24 protein-coding genes are annotated in these 23,022 nt (G+C 51.4%); 17 read left to right on the forward strand and 7 right to left on the reverse strand.

Annotated elements, in window-relative coordinates:
* The first annotated feature begins 18 nt into the window (after nucleotides 1-18).
* From FN037_RS05160 to lipA, 10 genes are all read left to right on the forward strand, one after another.
* Nucleotides 19-648 (forward strand): adenosylcobalamin/alpha-ribazole phosphatase, encoded by a 630-nt coding sequence (locus FN037_RS05160; RefSeq protein WP_142501675.1) that lies wholly within the window; start codon nucleotides 19-21, stop codon nucleotides 646-648.
* 380 nt (nucleotides 649-1,028) lie between these two features.
* Nucleotides 1,029-1,346, forward strand: a complete 318-nt coding sequence (gene rsfS / locus FN037_RS05165) for a ribosome silencing factor (RefSeq protein WP_138360706.1) — start codon at nucleotides 1,029-1,031, stop codon at nucleotides 1,344-1,346.
* A gap of 3 nt (nucleotides 1,347-1,349) precedes the next feature.
* On the forward strand, nucleotides 1,350-1,817 hold the full coding sequence (rlmH, locus tag FN037_RS05170) for a 23S rRNA (pseudouridine(1915)-N(3))-methyltransferase RlmH (protein ID WP_138360707.1): 468 nt from the start codon (nucleotides 1,350-1,352) through the stop codon (nucleotides 1,815-1,817).
* A gap of 27 nt (nucleotides 1,818-1,844) precedes the next feature.
* Entirely contained in the window at nucleotides 1,845-3,746 is a 1,902-nt protein-coding gene (mrdA, locus tag FN037_RS05175) for a peptidoglycan DD-transpeptidase MrdA (RefSeq protein WP_142501676.1), read from the forward strand.
* Complete coding sequence (gene mrdB, locus FN037_RS05180) at nucleotides 3,746-4,858, forward strand: peptidoglycan glycosyltransferase MrdB (protein ID WP_138360709.1); 1,113 nt, start codon at nucleotides 3,746-3,748, stop codon at nucleotides 4,856-4,858. The genes mrdA and mrdB overlap by 1 nt, the downstream gene beginning before the upstream one ends.
* A gap of 10 nt (nucleotides 4,859-4,868) precedes the next feature.
* The gene (gene rlpA, locus FN037_RS05185; RefSeq protein ID WP_142501677.1) at nucleotides 4,869-5,966 is read left to right on the forward strand and encodes an endolytic peptidoglycan transglycosylase RlpA; all 1,098 of its coding nucleotides are present in this window, start codon (nucleotides 4,869-4,871) and stop codon (nucleotides 5,964-5,966) included.
* 142 nt (nucleotides 5,967-6,108) lie between these two features.
* Nucleotides 6,109-7,308 carry a D-alanyl-D-alanine carboxypeptidase DacA gene (gene dacA / locus FN037_RS05190; protein WP_138360711.1) on the forward strand — a complete coding sequence of 400 codons (1,200 nt, stop codon included), beginning with the start codon at nucleotides 6,109-6,111 and terminating at the stop codon, nucleotides 7,306-7,308.
* A 109-nt stretch (nucleotides 7,309-7,417) separates the two neighbouring features.
* Nucleotides 7,418-7,681, forward strand: coding sequence for a DUF493 family protein YbeD (gene ybeD / locus FN037_RS05195; RefSeq protein ID WP_000850547.1), 264 nt, complete (start codon nucleotides 7,418-7,420; stop codon nucleotides 7,679-7,681).
* A 99-nt stretch (nucleotides 7,682-7,780) separates the two neighbouring features.
* Nucleotides 7,781-8,425, forward strand: a complete 645-nt coding sequence (gene lipB / locus FN037_RS05200) for a lipoyl(octanoyl) transferase LipB (RefSeq protein ID WP_142501678.1) — start codon at nucleotides 7,781-7,783, stop codon at nucleotides 8,423-8,425.
* A 286-nt stretch (nucleotides 8,426-8,711) separates the two neighbouring features.
* Nucleotides 8,712-9,677, forward strand: a complete 966-nt coding sequence (gene lipA / locus FN037_RS05205) for a lipoyl synthase (RefSeq protein ID WP_138360713.1) — start codon at nucleotides 8,712-8,714, stop codon at nucleotides 9,675-9,677.
* A 153-nt stretch (nucleotides 9,678-9,830) separates the two neighbouring features.
* Here lipA and tatE read toward each other — a convergent pair whose 3' ends face one another.
* Together tatE and FN037_RS05215 are read right to left on the reverse strand one after the other, a co-directional pair.
* Nucleotides 9,831-10,037: a twin-arginine translocase subunit TatE gene (gene tatE, locus FN037_RS05210; RefSeq protein WP_138360714.1), complete on the reverse strand. Its 207-nt coding sequence runs from the start codon at nucleotides 10,035-10,037 to the stop codon at nucleotides 9,831-9,833.
* A gap of 127 nt (nucleotides 10,038-10,164) precedes the next feature.
* The gene (locus tag FN037_RS05215) at nucleotides 10,165-10,953 is read right to left on the reverse strand and encodes a deaminated glutathione amidase (RefSeq protein WP_138360742.1); all 789 of its coding nucleotides are present in this window, start codon (nucleotides 10,951-10,953) and stop codon (nucleotides 10,165-10,167) included.
* A gap of 91 nt (nucleotides 10,954-11,044) precedes the next feature.
* On the opposite strand from FN037_RS05215, the gene crcB reads away from it, so the two are divergent.
* The gene (crcB, locus tag FN037_RS05220) at nucleotides 11,045-11,428 is read left to right on the forward strand and encodes a fluoride efflux transporter CrcB (RefSeq protein WP_138360715.1); all 384 of its coding nucleotides are present in this window, start codon (nucleotides 11,045-11,047) and stop codon (nucleotides 11,426-11,428) included.
* A 241-nt stretch (nucleotides 11,429-11,669) separates the two neighbouring features.
* Here the strand turns inward: crcB and cspE are convergent, their stop codons facing one another.
* Both cspE and pagP read right to left on the reverse strand, forming a co-directional pair.
* Nucleotides 11,670-11,879, reverse strand: a complete 210-nt coding sequence (gene cspE / locus FN037_RS05225; protein ID WP_004100146.1) for a transcription antiterminator/RNA stability regulator CspE — start codon at nucleotides 11,877-11,879, stop codon at nucleotides 11,670-11,672.
* A 194-nt stretch (nucleotides 11,880-12,073) separates the two neighbouring features.
* The gene (gene pagP / locus FN037_RS05230) at nucleotides 12,074-12,649 is read right to left on the reverse strand and encodes a lipid IV(A) palmitoyltransferase PagP (RefSeq protein WP_171034861.1); all 576 of its coding nucleotides are present in this window, start codon (nucleotides 12,647-12,649) and stop codon (nucleotides 12,074-12,076) included.
* A gap of 285 nt (nucleotides 12,650-12,934) precedes the next feature.
* Here pagP and dcuC point away from each other — a divergent pair, with 285 nt between their 5' ends.
* The 4 genes from dcuC to uspG all read left to right on the forward strand — a co-directional run bounded on the left by dcuC (nucleotide 12,935) and on the right by uspG (nucleotide 16,611).
* On the forward strand, nucleotides 12,935-14,308 hold the full coding sequence (dcuC, locus tag FN037_RS05235; RefSeq protein ID WP_142501679.1) for an anaerobic C4-dicarboxylate transporter DcuC: 1,374 nt from the start codon (nucleotides 12,935-12,937) through the stop codon (nucleotides 14,306-14,308).
* Between the two features lie 92 nt (nucleotides 14,309-14,400).
* The gene (gene rna / locus FN037_RS05240; RefSeq protein ID WP_138360717.1) at nucleotides 14,401-15,198 is read left to right on the forward strand and encodes a ribonuclease I; all 798 of its coding nucleotides are present in this window, start codon (nucleotides 14,401-14,403) and stop codon (nucleotides 15,196-15,198) included.
* Nucleotides 15,199-15,390: 192 nt separating this feature from the next.
* Nucleotides 15,391-15,801, forward strand: coding sequence for a nucleoside diphosphate kinase regulator (rnk, locus tag FN037_RS05245; protein ID WP_138360718.1), 411 nt, complete (start codon nucleotides 15,391-15,393; stop codon nucleotides 15,799-15,801).
* 381 nt (nucleotides 15,802-16,182) lie between these two features.
* Nucleotides 16,183-16,611, forward strand: a complete 429-nt coding sequence (gene uspG, locus FN037_RS05250) for a universal stress protein UspG (RefSeq protein ID WP_138360743.1) — start codon at nucleotides 16,183-16,185, stop codon at nucleotides 16,609-16,611.
* A gap of 72 nt (nucleotides 16,612-16,683) precedes the next feature.
* Here the strand turns inward: uspG and ahpF are convergent, their stop codons facing one another.
* Both ahpF and ahpC read right to left on the reverse strand, forming a co-directional pair.
* Nucleotides 16,684-18,249 carry an alkyl hydroperoxide reductase subunit F gene (gene ahpF, locus FN037_RS05255; protein WP_142501680.1) on the reverse strand — a complete coding sequence of 522 codons (1,566 nt, stop codon included), beginning with the start codon at nucleotides 18,247-18,249 and terminating at the stop codon, nucleotides 16,684-16,686.
* 241 nt (nucleotides 18,250-18,490) lie between these two features.
* The gene (ahpC, locus tag FN037_RS05260) at nucleotides 18,491-19,054 is read right to left on the reverse strand and encodes an alkyl hydroperoxide reductase subunit C (RefSeq protein WP_138360720.1); all 564 of its coding nucleotides are present in this window, start codon (nucleotides 19,052-19,054) and stop codon (nucleotides 18,491-18,493) included.
* Between the two features lie 405 nt (nucleotides 19,055-19,459).
* Between ahpC and dsbG the strand changes: the two genes are divergently transcribed.
* Nucleotides 19,460-20,206 carry a thiol:disulfide interchange protein DsbG gene (gene dsbG / locus FN037_RS05265; protein ID WP_142501681.1) on the forward strand — a complete coding sequence of 249 codons (747 nt, stop codon included), beginning with the start codon at nucleotides 19,460-19,462 and terminating at the stop codon, nucleotides 20,204-20,206.
* Nucleotides 20,207-20,568: 362 nt separating this feature from the next.
* Nucleotides 20,569-21,480: a DNA-binding transcriptional repressor CitR gene (citR, locus tag FN037_RS05270; RefSeq protein ID WP_138360722.1), complete on the forward strand. Its 912-nt coding sequence runs from the start codon at nucleotides 20,569-20,571 to the stop codon at nucleotides 21,478-21,480.
* A 214-nt stretch (nucleotides 21,481-21,694) separates the two neighbouring features.
* On the opposite strand, the gene FN037_RS05275 is transcribed toward citR, so the two are convergent.
* Complete coding sequence (locus FN037_RS05275; RefSeq protein ID WP_171034862.1) at nucleotides 21,695-22,840, reverse strand: pyridoxal phosphate-dependent aminotransferase; 1,146 nt, start codon at nucleotides 22,838-22,840, stop codon at nucleotides 21,695-21,697.
* Between the last annotated feature and the right edge of the window lie 182 nt (nucleotides 22,841-23,022).

Genomic DNA, 23,022 nt, shown 5'->3' on the forward strand with positions numbered 1-23,022 from the left:
CCTGTCAAGGAGGTCATCATGAAATTGTGGTTGGTTCGTCATGGAGAAACCGAGGCTAACGTCGCGGGCCTCTATAGCGGACATTCGCCCACATCGTTAACCAAACGTGGTATCAGTCAGGCCAGAACGCTGGGGCAGCGGCTACAGGACGTTCCTTTTCAGCACGTGTTCTACAGTGAACTTGAGCGTACTCAGCATACGGCCAGCCTGCTACTTGGCGAGCGAGATATCCCCTGTCAGGCTTTTCCTGAACTCAATGAGATGTTCTTTGGCGACTGGGAAATGCGTCATCATCGTGATTTACAACGTGAAGATGCGGAAAATTACGCTGCATGGTGTGCAGACTGGCAGCATGCGGCACCAACCAATGGCGAGAGTTTTCAGGCATTTGCCCGGCGAGTTTCCGGTTTTACCGCTACCCTTGCACAATATCGGCAACTTGAGCATCTGCTGATAGTCGGTCATCAGGGGGTTCTTAGCCTGTTAATTGCCCTGTTGCTCGACATGCCGTCGGCGGCTATGTGGCACTTCCCTGTTGAACAAGGCGCATGGAGCCTTGTCGATCTGCAGCCTGATTTCGCTACGCTGCGCGTACTAAATAGCCAGGCCGTCTGGCTGGCGGAAGAAGAATTGCGCGCAGACCATTGACAGAGCAAAGCAGGCTGTTATTCTCCGCAGCCAGGCTGCATCAGCCATTTGAACGTTGCAGAAATTGTTTTACAAAAATGGCGATGCAATCATCGGTGATGGATGGGATGATAGCCGCCTTCACCGCCTGTTTACCGCCATTTAGCCCCGGAAACATTCGTGTTGCATAAAGGCGGCGACAGAACGAAAAACGCGTCGGGAACGGATTTGAACGCAGCCTGCAGCAGCCGATTAAGACGAGGTTCGGGAATGTCCCGGGTCACCGCAACCAGCGCCCATGCTGCATGAAATATGATGGTTATATCCCGACGTTGCCACCCGTTCGGGTATACTAGCGAATTGTTTATTGTTATCACTCTTCACACACCCAGGGGGAACTCTTGCAGGGTAAAGCACTCCAGGATTTTGTTATCGACAAAATTGATGACCTGAAAGGTCAGGACATCGTTGCCATTGACGTACATGGCAAATCCAGCATTACAGATTGCATGGTTATCTGCACCGGCACATCCACGCGCCACGTGATGTCCATCGCCGATCACGTTGTCCAGGAGTCGCGCGCCGCCGGTATGCTGCCGCTGGGCGTTGAAGGCGAAGCCTCTGCGGACTGGATTGTTGTGGATCTTGGCGACGTTATGGTTCACGTCATGCAGGAAGAGAGCCGTCGTCTGTACGAGCTGGAAAAACTCTGGAGTTAATGCGTGAAGCTGCAGCTGGTGGCCGTTGGCACCAAAATGCCGGATTGGGTTCAGACCGGCTTTAGCGAATATCTGCGCCGTTTTCCAAAAGATATTCCGCTCGAACTGGTGGAAATCCCCGCCGGCAAACGCGGCAAAAATGCCGATATCAAGCGCATTCTTGAAAAAGAAGGCGAAATGATGCTGGCGGCCGCAGGCAAAAATCGCATCGTCACCCTGGATATCCCCGGGAAACCGTGGGATACGCCGCAACTGGCGCGTGAACTGGAACGCTGGAAACAGGATGGCCGCGATGTCAGCCTGCTTATCGGCGGCCCGGAAGGTCTTTCACCCGCCTGCAAAGCAGCGGCGGAACAAAGTTGGTCGCTCTCAACGCTCACGTTGCCTCATCCGCTGGTTCGCGTACTGGTGGCTGAGAGTCTCTATCGGGCGTGGAGCATTACCACCAACCACCCATACCACCGTGAGTAATGATGACCATGGCAGACTAAGCAGCGAATGAAATTACAGAATTCTTTCCGCGATTATACGGCTGAATCCTCGCTGTTCATGCGCCGGGCGCTGGTCGCTTTTTTGGGGATTTTACTGCTTACCGGCGTGCTGATCGCCAACCTCTATAACGTGCAAATTGTGCGTTATACCGACTATCAGACACGCTCAAACGAAAACCGCATCAAGCTGGTGCCTATTCCACCGACCCGCGGCATTATCTACGATCGCAACGGCACGCCGCTGGCAATTAATCGTACCATTTACCAACTGGAGATGATGCCGGAAAAGGTCGACAACGTTCAGCAAACGCTGGATGCGCTGCGCGACGTTATCGATTTGACCGATGACGATGTGGCGAACTTTAAAAAAGAGCGCGCGCGCGCCCATCGCTTCACCTCCATTCCGGTGAAAGTCAACCTTAACGAGGTTCAGGTCGCCCGTTTCGCGGTTAACCAGTACCGGTTTCCCGGCGTTGAAGTCAAAGGCTATAAACGTCGCTACTATCCCTATAACTCCGCCCTGACCCACGTTATCGGCTACGTCTCGAAAATTAACGATAAAGACGTCGATCGTCTGGACAAAGAGGGAAAGCTGGCTAACTACGCCTCAACGCACGACATCGGAAAGCTGGGGATTGAGCGCTATTACGAAGATATCCTGCATGGTCAGACAGGTTATGAAGAGGTCGAGGTTAACAACCGCGGTCGCGTGATTCGCCAGCTCAAAGAGGTTCCTCCGCAGGCGGGGCGCGATATCTATTTAACGCTCGACCTGAAACTACAGCAATATATCGAAACGCTGCTCGCCGGTAGCCGCGCGGCCGTGGTCGTGACGGACCCGCGTACCGGCGCCATCCTCGCGCTGGTCTCGACGCCCAGTTACGATCCCAATCTGTTCGTTGATGGCATCTCCAGCAAGGACTATTCCGGGTTACTTAACGATCCAAACACGCCGCTGGTCAACCGCGCCACGCAAGGGGTTTACCCGCCCGCATCGACGGTTAAGCCATACGTCGCCGTGTCGGCGCTCAGCGCCGGCGTCATTACCCGCAATACCAGCCTGTTCGACCCCGGCTGGTGGCAGCTCCCCGGCTCGGAAAAACGCTATCGCGACTGGAAAAAATGGGGCCACGGTCACCTGAACGTCACTAAAGCGCTGGAAGAGTCCGCCGATACCTACTTCTATCAGGTCGCCTATGATATGGGTATCGATCGTCTGTCGGAATGGATGAGCAAATTCGGCTATGGTCACTATACCGGCGTTGATCTGGCAGAAGAGCGTTCCGGCAATATGCCAACCCGGGAATGGAAGCTCAAGCGCTTTAAAAAGCCCTGGTATCAGGGCGATACCATCCCTGTCGGCATCGGTCAGGGCTACTGGACCGCCACCCCCATTCAGATGAACAAAGCGCTGATGATTCTGATTAACGATGGCGTTGTTAAAGTACCGCACCTGCTGCAAAGCACGATAGAAAACGGCAACCCCGTTCCCTGGGTGCAGCCACATGAACCGCCGGTGGGCGATATTCATTCTGGTTTTTGGGAAATCGCTAAAGACGGAATGTTTGGCGTAGCCAACCGTAACAACGGGACCGCGCATAAATATTTCGCCAGCGCGCCATATAAAATTGCCGCCAAATCGGGCACCGCTCAGGTCTTTGGCCTGAAAGCCAATGAAACCTATAACGCGCACAGAATCGCCGAACGCCTGCGCGACCATAAACTGATGACCGCGTTCGCGCCTTATAACAATCCCCAGGTTGCCGTTGCCATTATTCTTGAGAACGGCGGCGCGGGCCCGGCAGTGGGGACCATAATGCGCCAGATTCTCGATCATATTATGCTCGGCGATAACAACACCAATCTGCCGAATGAAAATCCGGCAGTGACGGCTGGAGAGGATCAATAATGACCGATAGTCCGAACAAAAAATCGCTCTGGGATAAAATTCATATCGATCCCACTATGCTGCTTATTCTGCTGGCGCTGCTGACCTACAGCGCACTGGTCATCTGGAGCGCCAGCGGTCAGGATATCGGTATGATGGAGCGTAAAATCGGCCAGATTGCCATGGGTATCGTTATCCTGATCGTCATGGCGCAAATTCCGCCGCGAGTCTATGAAGGTTGGGCACCCTACCTTTATATTTTATGCATTATCCTTCTGGTGGCGGTTGATGCCTTCGGCGCTATCTCCAAAGGGGCGCAACGATGGCTCGATCTGGGGATTGTCCGTTTCCAGCCCTCGGAAATCGCTAAAATTGCCGTCCCCCTGATGGTTGCACGCTTTATTAACCGCGATATTTGTCCGCCGTCGTTAAAGAATACCGCCATCGCACTGGTGCTGATTTTCCTGCCGACGCTGCTGGTGGCTGCCCAGCCCGATCTCGGGACCTCCATTCTGATTGCGCTGTCCGGCCTCTTCGTGCTGTTCCTGGCCGGTCTGAGCTGGCGTCTGATCGGAATTGCCGTCGTGCTGGTGGCTGCCTTTATTCCGATCCTGTGGTTCTTCCTGATGCATGATTATCAGCGACAGCGGGTGATGATGTTACTCGATCCGGAAACCGATCCACTCGGCGCCGGCTACCACATTATTCAGTCGAAAATCGCCATTGGTTCCGGTGGACTGCGCGGTAAAGGCTGGTTACATGGCACTCAGTCGCAGCTGGAGTTCTTGCCAGAACGTCATACGGATTTTATCTTTGCCGTCCTGGCGGAAGAACTGGGGTTGATCGGCGTGCTGGTTCTGCTGGCATTGTATATTTTGCTTATTATGCGCGGTTTATGGATTGCCGCCCAGGCGCAAACCACCTTTGGCCGGGTCATGGCCGGTGGTTTAATGTTGATTTTATTCGTTTATGTCTTCGTAAATATTGGTATGGTGAGTGGTATTTTACCCGTGGTGGGGGTACCTTTGCCGCTGGTGAGCTACGGGGGCTCTGCCCTAATCGTATTGATGGCCGGGTTTGGTATCGTCATGTCGATCCATACTCACAGAAAAATGTTGTCGAAAAGCGTTTAAGGGGTTCGCGATGCGTAAGCAATGGCTGGGGATCTGCATAGCAGCAGGGCTGCTGGCGGCATGTTCGGGTGAAGACGTTCAACAGAAAACGGTCAGTACTCCGCAGCCGGCCGTTTGCAATGGCCCAACGGTGGAAATCGGCGGTGTCGAGCCGCAGTATGAAACGCCCAATGCAACGGCGAATCAGGATTATGAACGCGATGGTAAACGCTATACCATCGTCCGGGATCCGTCTAACTTTACCCAGGCCGGTTTCGCAGCGATCTATGACGCCGAGCCCAACAGCAATCTGACCTCATCCGGCGAGGTTTTTGATCCTACCCAGCTCACTGCCGCCCATCCCACGCTGCCGATCCCAAGCTACGCGCGGATCACCAACCTGGCGAACGGGCGGATGCTTGTGGTTCGTATCAACGATCGCGGGCCTTACGGTACCGATCGCGTCATTTCGCTTTCACGTGCAGCCGCCGATCGGCTGAATACCTCGAATAACACCAAAGTGCGTATCGACCCGATCGTCGTCGCGCCAGACGGCACGCTTTCCGGTCCGGGTACGGCTTGTACCACCGTCGCCAAACAGACTTACGCCCTGCCCGCCCGTCCTAATCTTGATGGCGACGGCAGCGCGGTGAGTAACCCGCCTTCGCAAACGGATGTTCACGCCATCAGCAATGCGACGCTGAAGCCAGTCGACACGACTGGCGCCCCCGTCAACAGCGGCGGATTTCTTGGCGCGCCAACGCCGCTAAATAGTGGCGTGCTGGAAAGCAGTGAACCGGCCATACAAACTGCGCCGATTACCGCACCGGGTTCAGTACAAGGCAGCGTAGCGCCTGCAGCGGCGGCCACCGCCGCAGTGACGCCGACGGCGACAAGCGCCAGCGGCGATGTCGTCGTACAGGTTGGCGCCGTCAGCGATCAGACCCGGGCGCTGCAATATCAGCAGCGCTTGAGTCAGCAGTTCTCCGTTCCAGGACGCGTTACGCAAAACGGCGCGATATGGCGTATTCAGCTAGGCCCATTCAGCAGCAAAGCACAGGCCAGCGCCATTCAACAGCGCCTGCAAAGCGAGGCGCAACTGCAATCATTTATTACTCGCGCCAACTAAATGCGCCGGCGATAGCTATCCTCTTCATTGCGCATGAAAAAGTCATTAACAAAGTCATGCGTAATGTCGGGTGTTGCCCCTCAATGCATTTGCTATAGTAAGGCACTTTTTTAACTTCATCACGGATACCGTTGTACAAACCATGAAGACCTCTTTTACCGCTCGTTTACTTGTTACCGCGCTCTCCGTGGCAGCGCTGTCCTCAGTCGCCCGCGCCGATGATCTGAATATTAAAACCATGATCCCAGGCGCCCCGCAGATTGATGCCGCATCCTGGATCCTTATCGATTACAACTCAGGCAAGGTACTGGCGGAAAACAACGCCGATGCCCGTCGCGATCCCGCAAGTCTGACCAAAATGATGACCAGCTACGTTATTGGTCAGGCCATGAAGGCGGGTAAGTTTAAAGAGTCCGATCTGGTCACCATCGGAAACGATGCGTGGGCGACCGGAAACCCGGTCTTTAAAGGTTCCTCGCTGATGTTTCTTAAGCCTGGCATGCAGGTACCGGTTTCCCAGTTGATTCGCGGTATCAACCTGCAGTCAGGCAACGACGCCTGTGTCGCAATGGCCGATTATGTCGCCGGTAGCCAGGATGCCTTCGTTAACCTGATGAACAACTACGTTAACGCTCTGGGCCTGAAAAATACCCACTTCCAGACCGTTCATGGCCTTGATGCGGATGGCCAGTACAGCTCGGCACGCGATATGGCGCTTATCGGCCAGGCCTTGATCCGCGATGTGCCAAACGAATACGCCATCTACAAAGAAAAAGAGTTTACTTTCAATGGCATTCGCCAGCTCAACCGTAACGGCCTGCTGTGGGATAACAGCCTCAATGTTGACGGTATCAAGACCGGTCATACGGACAGAGCGGGCTATAACCTCGTTGCTTCCGCAACCGAAGGCCAGATGCGCCTGATCTCTGCGGTCATGGGTGGGCGTACCTACAAGGGGCGCGAATCCGAAAGCAAAAAACTGCTGACCTGGGGTTTCCGCTTCTTCGAAACCGTTAATCCACTTAAGGCCGGTAAAGAATTCGCCTCCGAACCCGCCTGGTTTGGCGATAGCGATCGTGCCTCTCTCGGCGTGGATAAAGATGTTTACCTGACAATCCCGCGTGGTCGAATGAAGGACCTGAAAGCGAGCTACGTCCTGAATAATGCCGAACTACACGCCCCACTACAGAAAAATCAGGTGGTCGGCACCATTAATTTCCAGTTAGATGGCAAAACTATCGATCAGCGTCCGCTGGTGGTACTGCAGGAAATTCCGGAAGGGAATTTCTTCAGTAAAATCATTGATTACATTAAATTAATGTTCCATCACTGGTTTGGTTAAAAATCGAACACTTGAAAGTGTGATTTTCGTCGCCATATACTAAGAATCCTGATAACTCCCACATGACATCGTGGGAGTTATTATTTTTTGTCGTAACACCGGAGCTGACATGAAAACCAAACTTAACGAACTGCTTGAATTCCCTACGCCTTTTACTTACAAAGTCATGGGGCAGGCGTTGCCGGAGCTGGTTGACCAGGTGGTTGAAGTGGTACAGCGCCATGCACCAGGTGATTACTCTCCGACGGTAAAACCCAGCAGTAAAGGCAACTACCACTCAGTGTCGATTACTATTAACGCCACGCATATTGAACAGGTAGAAACCCTGTACGAAGAACTGGGTAATATCGACATCGTACGAATGGTGCTGTAAATCTTTTCCCCGACCCGGCCTCCGTGCCGGGTCAATCTCTTTATTTCGCTGTGATATACTCCCCCCTACTCAAGTCATTTTCTCCGCGGAGATGTTGTTTTGCAGCACAATAAAATTCTCATCCGCCAGCTTGGCCTGCAGCCTTACGAACCTGTCTCGCAGGCAATGCATGAGTTTACCGACACCCGCGATAGCGCGACATTGGATGAAATCTGGCTGGTAGAGCATCACCCGGTGTTTACTCAGGGTCAGGCGGGAAAAGCTGAACATGTCCTTGTTCCCGGCGATATTCCGGTCATTCAAAGCGATCGCGGCGGCCAGGTGACCTATCACGGCCCCGGACAACAGGTGATGTACGTTCTGCTGAACCTTAAACGCCGTAAACTCGGCGTACGTGAGTTGGTTACGCTTCTGGAACAAACCGTGGTGAATACGCTGGCGGAATACGCTATTGAATCACACCCGCGCGCCGATGCGCCCGGTGTTTACGTCGGCAATCAAAAAATCTGTTCTCTGGGTCTGCGTATCCGCAAAGGCTGTTCATTCCACGGTCTGGCGCTGAATATTGATATGGATCTGTCACCCTTTCTGAGAATTAATCCATGCGGTTATGCCGGTATGGAAATGACGCAAATGCGTAAGTGGCTGCCGGATGTCCGCCCGGACAACGTTGCCCCGCGGCTGGTGGCCAATCTGCTGGCATTGCTGAATAATCCGCCTTCTGAGTATATTTCTGCTCGCTAGCGATCGCGTCCCGTTGCTGCGGGGCGTCGTATCTTGCTCGCCATCAGTAAACGGCCGCATTGTTGTCTGCACGGTAGATCCTGAACGGTTTTGTTCACGGGAGATAAATCAGGCGCAAAAAAGCATAAAACAACAACTATTTTACAATTTGCCCGGCAAGCAGGCTGATTTATGCCCCGTATCAATGATATACTGCCTGCGCTTAATTCAAAAATAGTTGATAAATACAACATTTACTTGAATTAACGCGCACGTCTTCGTCACTCGCAACTGGAACACGCACGCTATGAGTAAACCCATTGTGATGGAACGCGGTGTTAAATACCGCGATGCCGATAAAATGGCCCTTATCCCGGTGAAAAACGTGGTAACTGAGCGGGAAGCTCTGCTCAGAAAACCGGAATGGATGAAAATCAAACTTCCGGCTGACTCATCCCGTATTCAGGGGATCAAGGCAGCGATGCGTAAGAATGGCCTGCACTCTGTGTGCGAAGAAGCCTCTTGCCCTAACCTCGCGGAATGCTTTAACCACGGAACGGCAACCTTTATGATCCTGGGTGCTATCTGTACCCGTCGTTGCCCGTTTTGCGATGTGGCGCACGGTCGTCCGGTCACACCCGATGCCAGCGAGCCGCAAAAACTGGCGCAAACCATTGCCGATATGGCGTTGCGCTATGTCGTCGTAACCTCCGTCGATCGCGACGACCTGCGTGATGGCGGCGCGCAACATTTCGCTGACTGCATCAAAGCGATTCGTGAGAAGAGCCCGGCCATTAAAATTGAAACGCTGGTGCCAGATTTCCGTGGTCGTATGGATCGGGCGCTGGAAATTCTTCAGGCGACGCCACCGGATGTCTTTAACCATAACCTGGAAAACGTACCGCGTCTGTATCGTCAGGTGCGTCCGGGAGCTGACTACAACTGGTCGCTCAAGCTGCTGGAACGTTTTAAAGAAGCGCATCCCGAGATCCCGACGAAATCAGGTTTGATGGTCGGTTTAGGCGAAACAAATGCCGAAATCATCGAAGTCATGCGCGATCTTCGCCGTCACGGCGTCACCATGTTGACGCTAGGCCAGTACTTGCAGCCAAGCCGTCACCACCTGCCGGTAAAACGTTACGTCAGCCCGGATGAGTTCGAAGAGATGAAAGCCGAAGCGATGGCGATGGGCTTTACCCATGCAGCTTGCGGGCCCTTTGTTCGCTCCTCTTATCACGCTGACCTGCAGGCCAAAGGCATGGAAGTGAAATAATTCGGCCCTGCGCGGTAACAGTTGGTTGCATCTTTTCTGGTATCGCGCACATTAATGACAAAAAGAGGCCGCAACGTTCAACGTAGCGGCCTCTTTGTCGACCGGTTGTACCGCCCGACAATGCGCCCCCCGTAACGGGGAACGCACCATTAATTACTCTTTATGAGAAAGCTTCTGTGCAGGTGCTTCTTCATCTGCGCTGGTCTTCTTCACACTATCATCGTCATCGTTCATGGCTTTTTTAAAGCCCTTGATAGCCGAGCCCAGGTCTCCACCCAGCGTGCGTAATTTTTTGGTACCAAACACTAAGATAATCAGTGCTGCGACTACCAGCAGTTTGGTAATACTAATCTCACCCATAGCTAACCTTCTTCTATAATACAAGCTGCGAATACGCCATCATACACGGATACAATTAACGGCTATTTGACGCGCGGACACAATAGCAATCTGTAACAAGGTGAATCAAGCTTTGTTTAAAAAAACATCATAATAGTTGCGGTGGCGCAAAACGACGGTTCTGTAACACCGGCAAGCTTTTTCGTACCTGCTGAAGATAATCAACCGAAAGCTCGGCAAAAATCAACTGCGGCTGCACGGCAGCTCCGGCAAGAGTCGTTCCCATGGGATCAACAATACGGCTCTGACCAATATTACGCGTTCCGCACTCTCCTGCAGCAATAATATAACAGGTTGTATCCAGTGCGCGCGCTGATAACAACGTTGCCCAATGCTGTTCCTTCATTGCCCCTCTTACCCATGCGACAGGGAGCGCCAGTATTTCAGCCCCGCTGAGCGCCAGCGACAACGCCAGTTCAGGAAAGCGTAAATCGTAACAGGTCATCAGCCCGACGCGCATACCATCGACCTCAATGAGCGGCGGGATCTGTCTTCCGGCATCAACCAGCCGGGACTCCTGAATATTGAACGCATCATACAAATGTAGCTTTTGATATTGCGCAATAATCTTCCCTTGTCGTAAAGCCACCAGCGTATTCGTTGCCCGGCCCTCGCCAGAGGGCACATGGAGGGTCAACAACGTGGTCAACGCGTTATTTTCGCTCTCCGTCAGCAGCAACTGTAAAAAACCGCCATCCAGAGGCTGGGCCGATTTAACCGATAAATCCGCATCATTATCATCCCGCGCCAGTAACGCTTCCGGGAGAACCAGCAGCGCAGCCCCTCGTCCGGCAGCCTGACGCATCATGCCGACGCAGGTCCGCGCATTGACCATCCAGTCCGGCGTAACGGCAAATTGTCCGGCAGCAACAAGCATCTTATCTCTCCCATCCAGTAATCCATAGCCAATATGGTATTTCACGCGCTACACTTGAAAATCAGTATTAATCAATAAACAGAGAACGATCGTGTTGCAACTTCTTTTGGCTGTATTTATTGGCGGCGGCACTGGCAGCGTTCTGCGCTGGTTGTTGAGTATGAAGCTTAACCCCATGCACCATGCTATTCCCCTTGGCACGCTCACCGCTAACCTGCTAGGCGCTTTTATCATCGGTGCCGGACTGGCCTGGTTTAACCGCCTGACGGCGATTGACCCGATGTGGAAACTGCTCATCACCACCGGCTTTTGCGGCGGACTGACGACCTTCTCCACATTTTCCTCTGAAGTTGTCTTTCTGCTACAACAGGGGCGTTTTAGCTGGGCGTTGCTGAACGTTCTCGTCAACTTACTGGGCTCATTCGCCATGACGGCCGCCGCGTTCTGGCTGTTTTCTCATGCCGCCAGTCGCTAAAAACCGGTTGTTAAGGTTGCTGACACCGTGGGTTCTTCCGAGCCTTTCCGGCTGCGCTTCACTTACGCAGGATAAGGTAAAATGCAGAGCATACTGATATTTTGGTTTTCCACGACAAGAAAGGCAGGCATAGCCGTCATATGGCAGAAATACGGACATAATCGCTGATACCGATTTGTCATCCGTTCTGAAACAAAAAAACCCGCTAAGCGCGGGTTTTTATATTCTGCTGACGCGTGGCTTAGATAGGCATTACGTTTGCAGCAGAAGGGCCTTTGGCACCGTTAGTGATTTCAAACTCTACACGCTGTCCTTCAGCCAGAGTTTTGAAACCGTTGGACTGGATTGCAGAGAAGTGTACGAATACATCTTTGCTGCCATCTTCCGGAGTAATGAAACCGAATCCTTTGGATTCATTAAACCACTTAACGTTACCTTTAATCTTAGACATCAAAATTACCTTTATATGAAAAAATGGACACTAATACTGTGTCGCTTACCAGTACACCAATTGTGGTACCTTTTGTCCAGCGCAACTTTTCTAAAAAGTGATAAAAGTCTCTATATTTTTCTACAGAGTCCGTTTAGTTGTTGTTTTTCCACAGGACAGACTGCTTATCTCTTTTATTGCTATACCATCGCGAATTAAAACTGGATACGCGCCCAGGCAAAGTAAACGTTACCGTTGTTATACGTACCTGGTATATAGGTCATCTGGAACGTTGCGGGACCGTAGCCAATAGAAGCCAGAGGCAGCACTACCGGAATCGGGATATAGTTCCAGTTATCACGCGCGGTCACGCCAAGAGTATACCCCAGGCCAAGATGGAAATTATCATCAGCCAAAGGACGCCAGGTTTTCTCCCAGCCATAACCGCCAATAGGTTCCCACTTGTTAAAAGAGTCTTTAAAGGCCATCAGATAAATACCGTGCCAGTTCCCCTGCGCGTCCCAGCGGGAAACGCCGAAACCAGCCCCCCACGGGCGCTCGTTATACTTATCTGTTTTTTCTTTGTCATAGGCGAAGCGGGCATGCCAGGTTATCGCCGGAATGTACAGATCGTAGTGCTCAGGCGCATTCCATGTCTGAGCGACATTATCACTTAGCGTGTTATAACCATCACGAAGCGTGGAACTAAACGATGCGTTAGCAGAAGTGGATGCCACTAACAGGCTGAGACATCCAAGAAAAAAACATGTAAATCGACGTAGCATTAACACTTCTCTATTACCAGTACCATGATTAAAGCGAAACAAGATAGCAAAGATAATCTTAATATTACCTTAACGAAGCACGGCAAGCTCTTGATTTCTCCGGTACAAAACTCTGAAAGTCGCCACCTGGCGCATTTTTGCTGCCTATCTCTTCCGCATCTCTTATCGATATTATCAATCTATTCATTGATTTAAATCAGAAATCTTCGTCCATTTTTTAGGCACATTCGCTCACTAAATTTTTCCTCATCTGCATTCATTAGCAGATTATTTTGGTCAGGAGTAAAAAGAATGCTTACGTTAGTTGAGATCCTGATTGGTATAGTGGTCATTGTGGGCGTCGCTCGCTATATCATTAAAGGCTATTCCGCCACCGGGGTACTGTTCCTCGGCGGTTTAGTATTGCTTATCGCCAGCGCGCTAATGGGGCATAAGATCCTTCCGGACAGTGCAAAGAGTACGGGTTACTCCGCGACGGATATCGTCGAATACGTGAAAATTCTGCTGATGAGCCGCGGCGGCGACCTCGGCATGATGATTATGATGCTGTGCGGTTTCGCAACTTACATGACCCATATCGGCGCCAACGATATGGTGGTGAAACTGGCCTCAAAACCGTTACGCTACATTAATTCCCCGTACCTGCTGATGATCGCTGCTTATTTCGTTGCCTGCCTGATGTCGCTGGCGGTTTCTTCTGCAACCGGTCTCGGGGTACTGCTCATGGCAACCCTGTTCCCGATAATGGTTAACGTGGGTATCAGCCGTGGCGCAGCCGCGGCGATTTGCGCCTCTCCCGCGGCGATCATTCTTTCCCCTACCTCTGGTGATGTGGTGCTGGCCGCCGAAGCAGCCGAAATGCCGCTGATTGACTTTGCCTTTAAAACCACGTTACCTATCTCCATCGTGGCTATTATCAGCATGGCCGTCGCCCACTTTTTCTGGCAACGCTATCTGGACAAAAAAGAAAATGTCGCCCACGAGATGCTCGATGTGAACGAAATCACCACTACCGCCCCTGCTTTTTATGCCATCCTGCCGTTTACGCCAATCATTGGCGTACTCATTTTTGACGGCAAATGGGGGCCGGAACTGCATATTATCGCGATTCTCGTTCTCTGCATGCTGATTACGGCAATACTGGAATTCTGTCGCGGTTTCAATACCCAAAATGTGTTCACCGGGCTGGAGACGGCATATCGCGGCATGGCTGACGCATTTGCCGGCGTCGTCATGCTGTTGGTCGCCGCTGGCGTCTTTGCGCAAGGACTGAGCACAATTGGCTTTATCAGCAGCCTGATCTCTATCGCCACCTCGTTCGGCTCCGCCAGTATTATTCTGATGCTGGTACTGGTTATTCTGACGATGCTGGCGGCGATGACCACCGGTTCCGGTAATGCGCCATTCTACGCCTTTGTGGAGATGATCCCGAAGCTGGCGCACTCTTCCGGCATCAACCCCGCGTACCTCTCTATCCCGATGTTACAGGCCTCTAACCTTGGTCGCACCATTTCTCCGGTTTCGGGCGTTGTGGTCGCTGTCGCAGGGATGGCAAAAATCTCACCGTTCGAGGTCGTTAAACGGACTTCCGTTCCTGTGTTAGTCGGTCTGTTAGTCGTTATCATTGCCACTGAAGTGCTGGTCCCGGTTAGCGTAATCCACTAACGCCGTTCCCCCCGTGAAAAGGTGCCTGCAGGCGTCTTTTTATGCTTTAATTACGCAATATTATTAAAGATCATTTGTCATCAGGAATAAAAATGTTCAGGAAGGATTTCATCGCCATTGCGCTCTTGCTGAGCGCAAGCCAGGTCAGCGCGGAACCGCTGGTCGCAACACAATATGGCGATTTCGACCGCTACGTGCTCGCGCTCTCCTGGCAAACAGGATTCTGCCAAAGCATGCATGACAGAAAACGTAACGAACCGGAAGAGTGTCGTTTACAACAAGAGCGCGACAATAAAGCGGATTTTTTGACCGTACACGGCCTGTGGCCAGGGCTGCCTAAATCTATCGCCGCCCGCGGCGTGGATCAACGCCGATGGATGCGCTTTGGTTGCGCGACACGCCCCATTCCCAACATGCCTGAAGCGCAGGCCGGGAGAAAATGCCAGGCCGCAGAAACCGGGCTGTCGCTGGAAATGGCGAATAAGCTCAACGATGTGATGCCAGGCGCCGGGGGAAGTTCCTGTCTCGAACGCTATGAATATGCCAAGCACGGCGTTTGCTTTGGTTTTAACCCCGACGACTATTTCGCTGCCATGGTTCGCCTGAATGGCGAGGTCAAACACAGCCCTGTGGGGACGTTCCTCGCAAAGCACTATGGGCAAACCGTTAGCCGTGATGATTTTGATGCGGCGGTGGCGCAGGCCTATGGTAAACAGAATGTGAAGGCATTCAAATTAACCTGCCATGGTAACCCCGCCTATCTGACCGAGATGCAAATTTCCATCAAGGCCGCGTCAATCAATACCCCGCTGGCGGTTGATTCATTCTTACCTCAACCACATCCAGGCAACTGCGGTAAGCAATTTGTACTGGATAAAGCGGGGAGCTAACGATATCTCCACTGCGTTATTCCCGTAAAGGCAGCAAATGAGGTGTCATTTGACGCGTCATCATCGATGAATGTGCGTTTAATCACTTCAAACGGCTAACAAGTCTCAGTATGATGGCAGAAGATTAACCCTTGCCCTTTCCGGCGAGGGTTTTCTTTTACGGACAGGTTCCTGGATAACACGGAGTATGCGATGACCAGACCCGCAATCATCATTAATGAACTTGATGCAGAACGCATCGACAGGTTGCTTGAACAACCTGCTTTCGCCAATTCACCGGTGGCGGATACGCTGAACGACGAGCTCGACCGCGCGCAAATGCTGTCTCCGGAAGCCATGCCGCATGATGTTGTCAGTATGAACAGCCGGGTGCGATTTCGTGATTTAACAACCGGTGAAGAACGTATTCGGACACTGGTTTTCCCGGCTCAGGTCACGGACAGCAGCACTCAACTTTCGGTCATGGCGCCGGTCGGCGCAGCCCTGCTGGGTCTCAAAGTCGGGAGCGTCATTCACTGGGAATTACCGGGCGGCACCTCAACGCACCTTGAAGTCCTTGAGCTGCTATACCAACCGGAAGCCGCGGGCGATCTCCATCGTTAATCACTCTGCAGCCTGAGGCGTTTTACGCTTTATCAGAGGATGTATTCACATCCTCTTTCTGCCTGTATCAGGCTATCTGCTTCTTTTGACAACGTTTTAGCTCATCCTTAACCCGTTCTGACAGTTTTGCGACCTGAATGGCACAATATTTTCTTATAATATGCTGATATATATAAATCATTCGGAATACATTGATGCGGCAACGGAGAGGGGTTCCGCGTTTACGCAGGCCATACGACTACCGGGTCAGCAACAGAGGTAAACGCCGCCTGACGCTCCGTAACAGTAAGGCTCAGGAATGGAGCCAGTCAATTCGTGGCCAGCGAAGAAGCCGTGACAAAAATGAAGTCTATCGAAGCAGATGTACAAGGAGGAATGCATATGTATAAAACAATCATTATGCCCGTTGATGTTTTTGAGATGGAGCTAAGCGATAAAGCGGTCCGCCATGCGGAATTTTTAGCCCAGCAGGACGGAATTATCCATCTTCTTCACGTACTCCCCGGTTCCTCAAGCTTCACAATGAGCCGTTTCACCGCTGATCTGCGCCGTTTTGAAGAGCATTTACAGCATGAAGCGGAGAGCCGTCTTCAGACAATGGTCGGGCATTTCAGTATTGATCCCTCGCGTATCAAAATACATGTTCGTTTTGGCAACGTACGCGATATGGTGAATGAACTGGCAAACGAAATTGAAGCAGATGTTGTGGTAATTGGCTCACGCAATCCGTCAATCAGCACTCACCTGCTCGGTTCCAATGCCTCCAGCGTGATCCGCCATGCTCATATTCCAGTCATGGTGGTGAGATAATCTCCTGAGTAAAAAGAGGCTACTCGCGGGTAGCCTCTTTATGACGCAGATGAGATCTGACTTGCTTCTGAATTATGCCGTTTTCGTGCGAATCAGATAATCGAACGCGCTCAGGGAGGCTTTTGCACCTTCGCCCGTGGCGATAATAATCTGTTTGTACGGTACGGTAGTACAGTCTCCCGCCGCGAACACCCCCCTCACGCTGGTTTCACACTTGGCGTCGACGATGATTTCACCCATACGATTACGCTCAATCGTGCCTTCCAGCCAGTTAGTGTTTGGCAGCAGCCCTATCTGAACAAAGATCCCAGCCAGAGCGACATGGTGTTCATCGCCGCTCACACGATCGCGGTACTGCAGTCCTGTGACTTTACTGCCATCGCCGACCACTTCCGTGGTTTGCGCGTTAACAATGATGTCGACGTTCTTCAGGCTACGCACTTTATCCTGCAGTACCTGGTCGGCCTTCAGTTCCGGGGCAAACTCAAGCAAAGTAACGTGTTCAACCACGCCGGCAAGATCGATCGCCGCTTCCACGCCGGAGTTACCGCCGCCGATAACCGCCACACGCTTGCCTTTAAACAGCGGGCCGTCACAATGCGGGCAGTAGGTTACGCCTTTTGTGCGATACTGATCTTCGCCCGGCACGTTCATGTTGCGCCATTTTGCGCCAGTCGCAATGATCACGCTACGCGCTTTCAGTACCGCCCCGGAAGCCGTTTCAATGTGATGCAGGCCGCCTTCCACCGATGCCGGGATCAGTTTTGACGCGCTCTGGGCGTCAATCACATCCACATCATATTCACTGACGTGGGCTTTCAACGCCCCGGCCAGCTTCTGACCTTCGGTTTTCGGTACTGAGATATAGTTTTCAATATCGACCGTATCCAGCACCTGGCCGCCAAAGCGCTCCCCCATCAGGCCGGTACGAATACCTTTACGCGCGGAGTAAACTGCCGCAGCGGCGCCAGAAGGGCCAGAACCGACAATCAGCACATCGTAAGCGTCACGTTTATTCAGCTCTTCCGCCGCACGTTTTTCCGCACCGGTATCCACTTTGGCGACAATCTCAGACAGCGTCATACGACCCTGACCAAATTCCTGACCGTTCAAAAATACCGCCGGTACGCCCATGATGTTACGGTCGGTGATTTCATTCTGGAAAGTCCCGCCGTCAATCGCCGTGTGCTTAATACGCGGATTAAGGATCGCCATCAGGTTCAGCGCCTGAACAACATCCGGACAATTATGGCAGGAGAGCGAATAATAGGTTTCAAACGTGAAATCGCCATCAATTTCGCGGATCTGTTCCAGCAGCGTCTGTGCTTCTTTTGATGGATGACCACCGGTCCACAACAGTGCCAGAACTAAAGAGGTGAATTCATGGCCCAGCGGAGAACCGGCAAAGCGTGGCCCCTGTTGTGAACCAGGATTGGTAATCAGAAACGAAGGCTTGCGTACTGGCAGGCTATTCTCTTCTTTGAACGTGACCTTATCTGACAGTTCAGCAATTTCAGCCAGCAGTTCCCTGATTTCTGCCGATTTAGCGCTGTCATCCAGCGTGGCAATCAGCTCAACGGGTTTGGTCAGTTTCTCAAGATAAGCCTTGAGCTGAGTTTTCATCGTAGTGTCGAGCATTTGTAATCTCCTGGGCTTAAAACCTCATCATGCAAGCGGCCTCGTTCAGGCTGCCTGGATGCGCTTGCATCATGATGCTGGAATAAAACGGGTGCGGTGCACCCGCCTTGAGGATTAATTCGCCGGTATTTCTCGTTACAGGAAGGCGAAATCTTATGAATCCCCGGAAGCTTACATCCGTAAGCAACCGGGGTGAGTAAGCGTCGCCAACACACCTGTCGCGAGAACAGCGTCGCGAATTTTAGATTTTGCCGACCAGGTCCAGAGACGGCGCCAGAGTTGCGTCACCTTCTTTCCATTTTGCCGGGCATACTTCGCCTGGGTGGGAAGCGACATACTGCGCGGCTTTGATTTTACGCAGCAGGTCAGAGGCATCACGGCCGATACCTTCAGCGGTAACTTCGATTGCCTGGATAATACCCTGCGGGTCGACAACGAAAGTTGCGCGGTCAGCCAGGCCTTCACCTTCACGCATATTGTCAAAGTTACGGGTCAGGGCGCCAGTCGGGTCGCCGATCATCGCATATTTGATTTTAGCGATGGTTTCGGAGCTGCTGTGCCATGCTTTGTGGGTAAAGTGAGTATCGGTAGAGACGGAGTAAACGTCTACGCCCAGCTTCTGCAGCTCTTCGTAATGGTCTGCCACATCACCCAGTTCAGTCGGGCAAACGAAGGTGAAGTCAGCCGGGTAGAAGAAGAAGACGCTCCAGCGGCCTTCAGTATCTTTCTCGGTAACTTCAATAAATTCACCGTTTTTGAACGCCTGGTTTTTAAAAGGTTTGATTTTGGTATTAATTAAGGACATCTATACTTCCTCCGTGTTTTCGTTGAGGTCTACGTTAACGAATTTTTACTGACCCGACCAATGCGTTTGCATTATCAAATCAATAAGCGTTATCTAACAACCGGAACAAGACAACCTTGTGAACCCGTTAACGCCGCAGCGGCCTTCCGCGCATTTTCGCGTTATAAGTCGCTGAAACGTAAAAAGGCCACCCTTTCAGGTGGCCCCGTTACCTGAAACACCCGCGGGTAGGTTCAGCGCCAGCTAACTGGCTACGTGTTGCGCTCTACACCTTAATGTAACAGCTTAAGGATTACATCACCCACAGAATCAAAGGACAATCCACTCCGTCGCAGGTCTTGCCTATGATTGTAATAGGTTTCACCGCTATACTGACTTTTTCATCAATCCATATAAGGAATAGCAATGCTAAAACGTCTGATTTTGCTGAGTTTTATACCATTTTTCGGCTATGCCGAGGATCTTCCCGCGCCGGTAAAAGCCATAGAACAGCAGGGCATAACCATCATCAAACCTTTCGAAGCGCCGGGCGGAATGAAAGGCTGGTTAGGCAAATATCAGGACATGGGTGTCGCTATCTACCTGACGCCCGACGGCAAGCATGCGATTTCTGGCTATATGTATGATGAGAAGGGAAACAATCTTAGCGAACAGTTATTTCAAAAAGAGCTGTACACGCCAGCAGGCCAGCAAATGTGGAAAAAACTGGGCGCAGCAGACTGGCTACTTGATGGTAAAAAAGAGGCGCCCATCGTCCTGTATGTCTTTGCCGATCCCTTTTGCCCCTACTGCAAACAGTTCTGGCAACAGGCGCGCCCGTGGGTAGAATCAGGCAAGGTTCAGTTACGTACCTTATTGGTCGGCGTGATCAAACCAGAAAGCCTGACAATGGCCGCGGCCATACTCGCCAGTCAGGATCCGGCAAAAAACTGGAATGACTACGAACTCGCCAACGGAAAAACACAAATATCCGTCCCGACCGCCATCCAGCCAGAACAGATGAAAATACTTAAATCCAATCAGCAATTAATGGATGAACTCGGCGCTGACGTCACTCCCGCTATTTACTACATGAATAATGAAAATGCGCTTCAGCAAGCTATCGGACTACCTGATAAACAAAAGCTGCAAATAATGATGGGTGAAAAGTAAAAATGGCTACCCTCGCGTCATCTGCCGGATGTTACCGTTTGTTCACTCAAGGTTCTTCACCGGACAGGTTCCTGTTTCAGCCCTTGAATTCCACTTAATTTCCTGCCCCGGCCATGCATGTCATACATGATTATGATATATAACTGTCTAAGATGAATGGCAATCCGGAATCAGACAGTGTATCGTTTTCTTGTGGTGTAGCGGCTCACGTCTTACCCGACCGGAAAAATCAGCCATATCATCAAATCAGGTATTCCGCGCAAGCGAAACGCCAACAGGCAATTCCAAAAGAACGCACTTTATCAGCAATCTGCGATATTATATTTCTCTTTTATTTTCGCCAGCTTAACAGGATGTTGACAATGGCTAATCTCTACGCACTTAAAAAATTCGATCTTAATCTTCTGGTGATTTTTGAATGCATTTATCAGCATTTAAGTATCAGTAAAGCAGCTGAAATGCTATTTATTACGCCATCGGCAGTCAGCCAGTCGCTTCAGCGCTTACGCACTCAGCTCAACGATCCGCTGTTTGTTCGCTCTGGCAAAGGCATTATTCCTACAGCGGTCGGTATTAATCTGCACCATCATCTGGAAAAAAATCTTAACCAGATTGAACACACCATCAATATCACCCATCAGCTGCAGTTAAAAAAACGGCTGGTTGTTTATACACCGCAACTTTTTATTACGCAAAAAATAACAAATCTGATTCAGATGTTATTACGTGAATCAAAACTGTGTCTGGAGCATCACGATCTGTTGACATCCGAAGAATCCGTGGAAAATCTGTTAGCCCATCGAAAAGCCGACCTGATATTTAGCCCCGTGCCAGTCTCTTCTCGCGCAATAGTATGCAAGCCCATTCAGACGCTGGAAACGGCTCTCGTGTGTAGCAAAAATCATCCCCGACTGGCATCATTAACCACAACAACAGCCATATGTCGGGAAGGCTTCACGCATCACCTGGCAAATGGTAATGAAAGTAAATTTTTTCAGCGTCTGGCGACGGGGATACATTCTGATATAACAGTATCTTTTAGCAGCGATTCATACATCGCCATCCTTAATGTTATTCAACAAACCGAACTCATTGGTTTTGTACCAACCTGTATTTTACAACAAATAAACTTTAAGAATAAATTTAACATCATCAAGAGCACGTTCAGTATCCCTGACCTCACTATTTATATGATCTACAACCGAATTAAGCTTAATGAACCTATTTTTTCAACGTTTATCAATGACTGCGAAACAAAGCATATTTACTTATAACAAACATAATGTCATTCATCGAACACGTAATAACTTCTCTTCTGGCAGGGAAAAGAATATGACTGATACACAGATCATTCGCAATGCCAGCAAACACAGACAAGCGGCAACGCATTAAGTCTGAACGCCTGGAAGCATTACGCCCGAGCAAATCAGCGGTCCTCGGAGAAAATCCGACGACCGCTAATGCGCTCAGGCGCGATGTGCAGACCCACTACAGGCGGCACAGGCGTTCCGCCGCAGCCAGCAGCGTGGCTGGCTGCTTCGCGAAGCACAGACGTATTAACTTATGTGGGAATGGTCCAGCGCAGAACACCGACAGCGGGATCGCCGCAACGCCGATTTCGGTAGTCAACCAGCGGCAAAAACTCACATCATCCAGATCCGAAATAGCACTATAATCCGCCAGCAAAAAATAAGTCCCTTCACAGGCCAGAACGTTCAGACGACTGTCGCGCAGCGCATCAACAAACAGATCCCGGCGCTCGCGGTAAAACGCCGGCAACTGGCGATAGTGATCCGGTTCGCGACGCAGCATATCGGCAATCGCCAGTTGAGCTGGCGTATTCACCGAAAAAGTCAGGTACTGGTGGACTTTACGCAGTTCGGCGCTAATGGCGGCAGGCGCCACGCAATAACCCACCTTCCAGCCGGTCATATGAAAAGTTTTACCGAACGAAGACACCGCGACCGCGCGCTCACGTAGCTGCGGATGAGCCAGCACGCTGGCATGCCCGTCAGCGGCAAAACAGATATGTTCGTAGACTTCATCGCTAATCACATAAATTTCCCGGTCGGCAATTGCCTGCCACAGGGCGGCGAAATCTTCACGCCGCCACACGGTCGCGGACGGGTTATGCGGAGTATTGAGGATCACCAGCCGGGTTTTGTCGCTAAGCGTCGCGGCGAACTGCTGCCAGTCCACGCGAAAATGGGGTGGCTGAAGAGCAATGCGCTTCAGCACGCCGCCAGACAGTTCAACCGCCGGGGCATAGCTATCATAACTAGGGTCGAAGCAGACAACTTCGTCGCCGGTACGCACCAGCGCGGTGATCGCCGCATACAGCGCTTCTGTCGCTCCTGCGGTCACAGTTACATCGCTGTTGGCATCGGGACGATAGCCGTATAGCTCTTCGGTTTTATCGACAATCGCTTCACGTAATGCGACAACACCGGTCATCGGCGCATACTGGTTCGCGCCCTGTGCGACATGGTAAGCCAGTCGCTCCTGCAAATAGCGTGGACCGTCAAAATCGGGGAACCCCTGCGACAGGTTAATCGCCTGGTGCTGCTGCGCCAGGGCACTCATTTGGGTAAAAATAGTCGTGCCGAGCGAAGGGAGTTTACTCTCAGGAATCAGTGGTTTATTGCTCATTCTTTGTGTACCGTCTGTGATGCTGTTGTTGAAGCCACTATAACACGGTGTTAATATTTGGCAATCAAGACGCTTAGACGTCTAAATGATAATGTTATTTCACTAATGAATGATTGAAAAACAACTATCATCACAACACCATCGTCAGCACGACACACCGCTCACTC

Source organism: Klebsiella sp. 2680 (assembly GCF_900198535.1).
GTDB classification, from domain to species: domain Bacteria; phylum Pseudomonadota; class Gammaproteobacteria; order Enterobacterales; family Enterobacteriaceae; genus Klebsiella; species Klebsiella indica.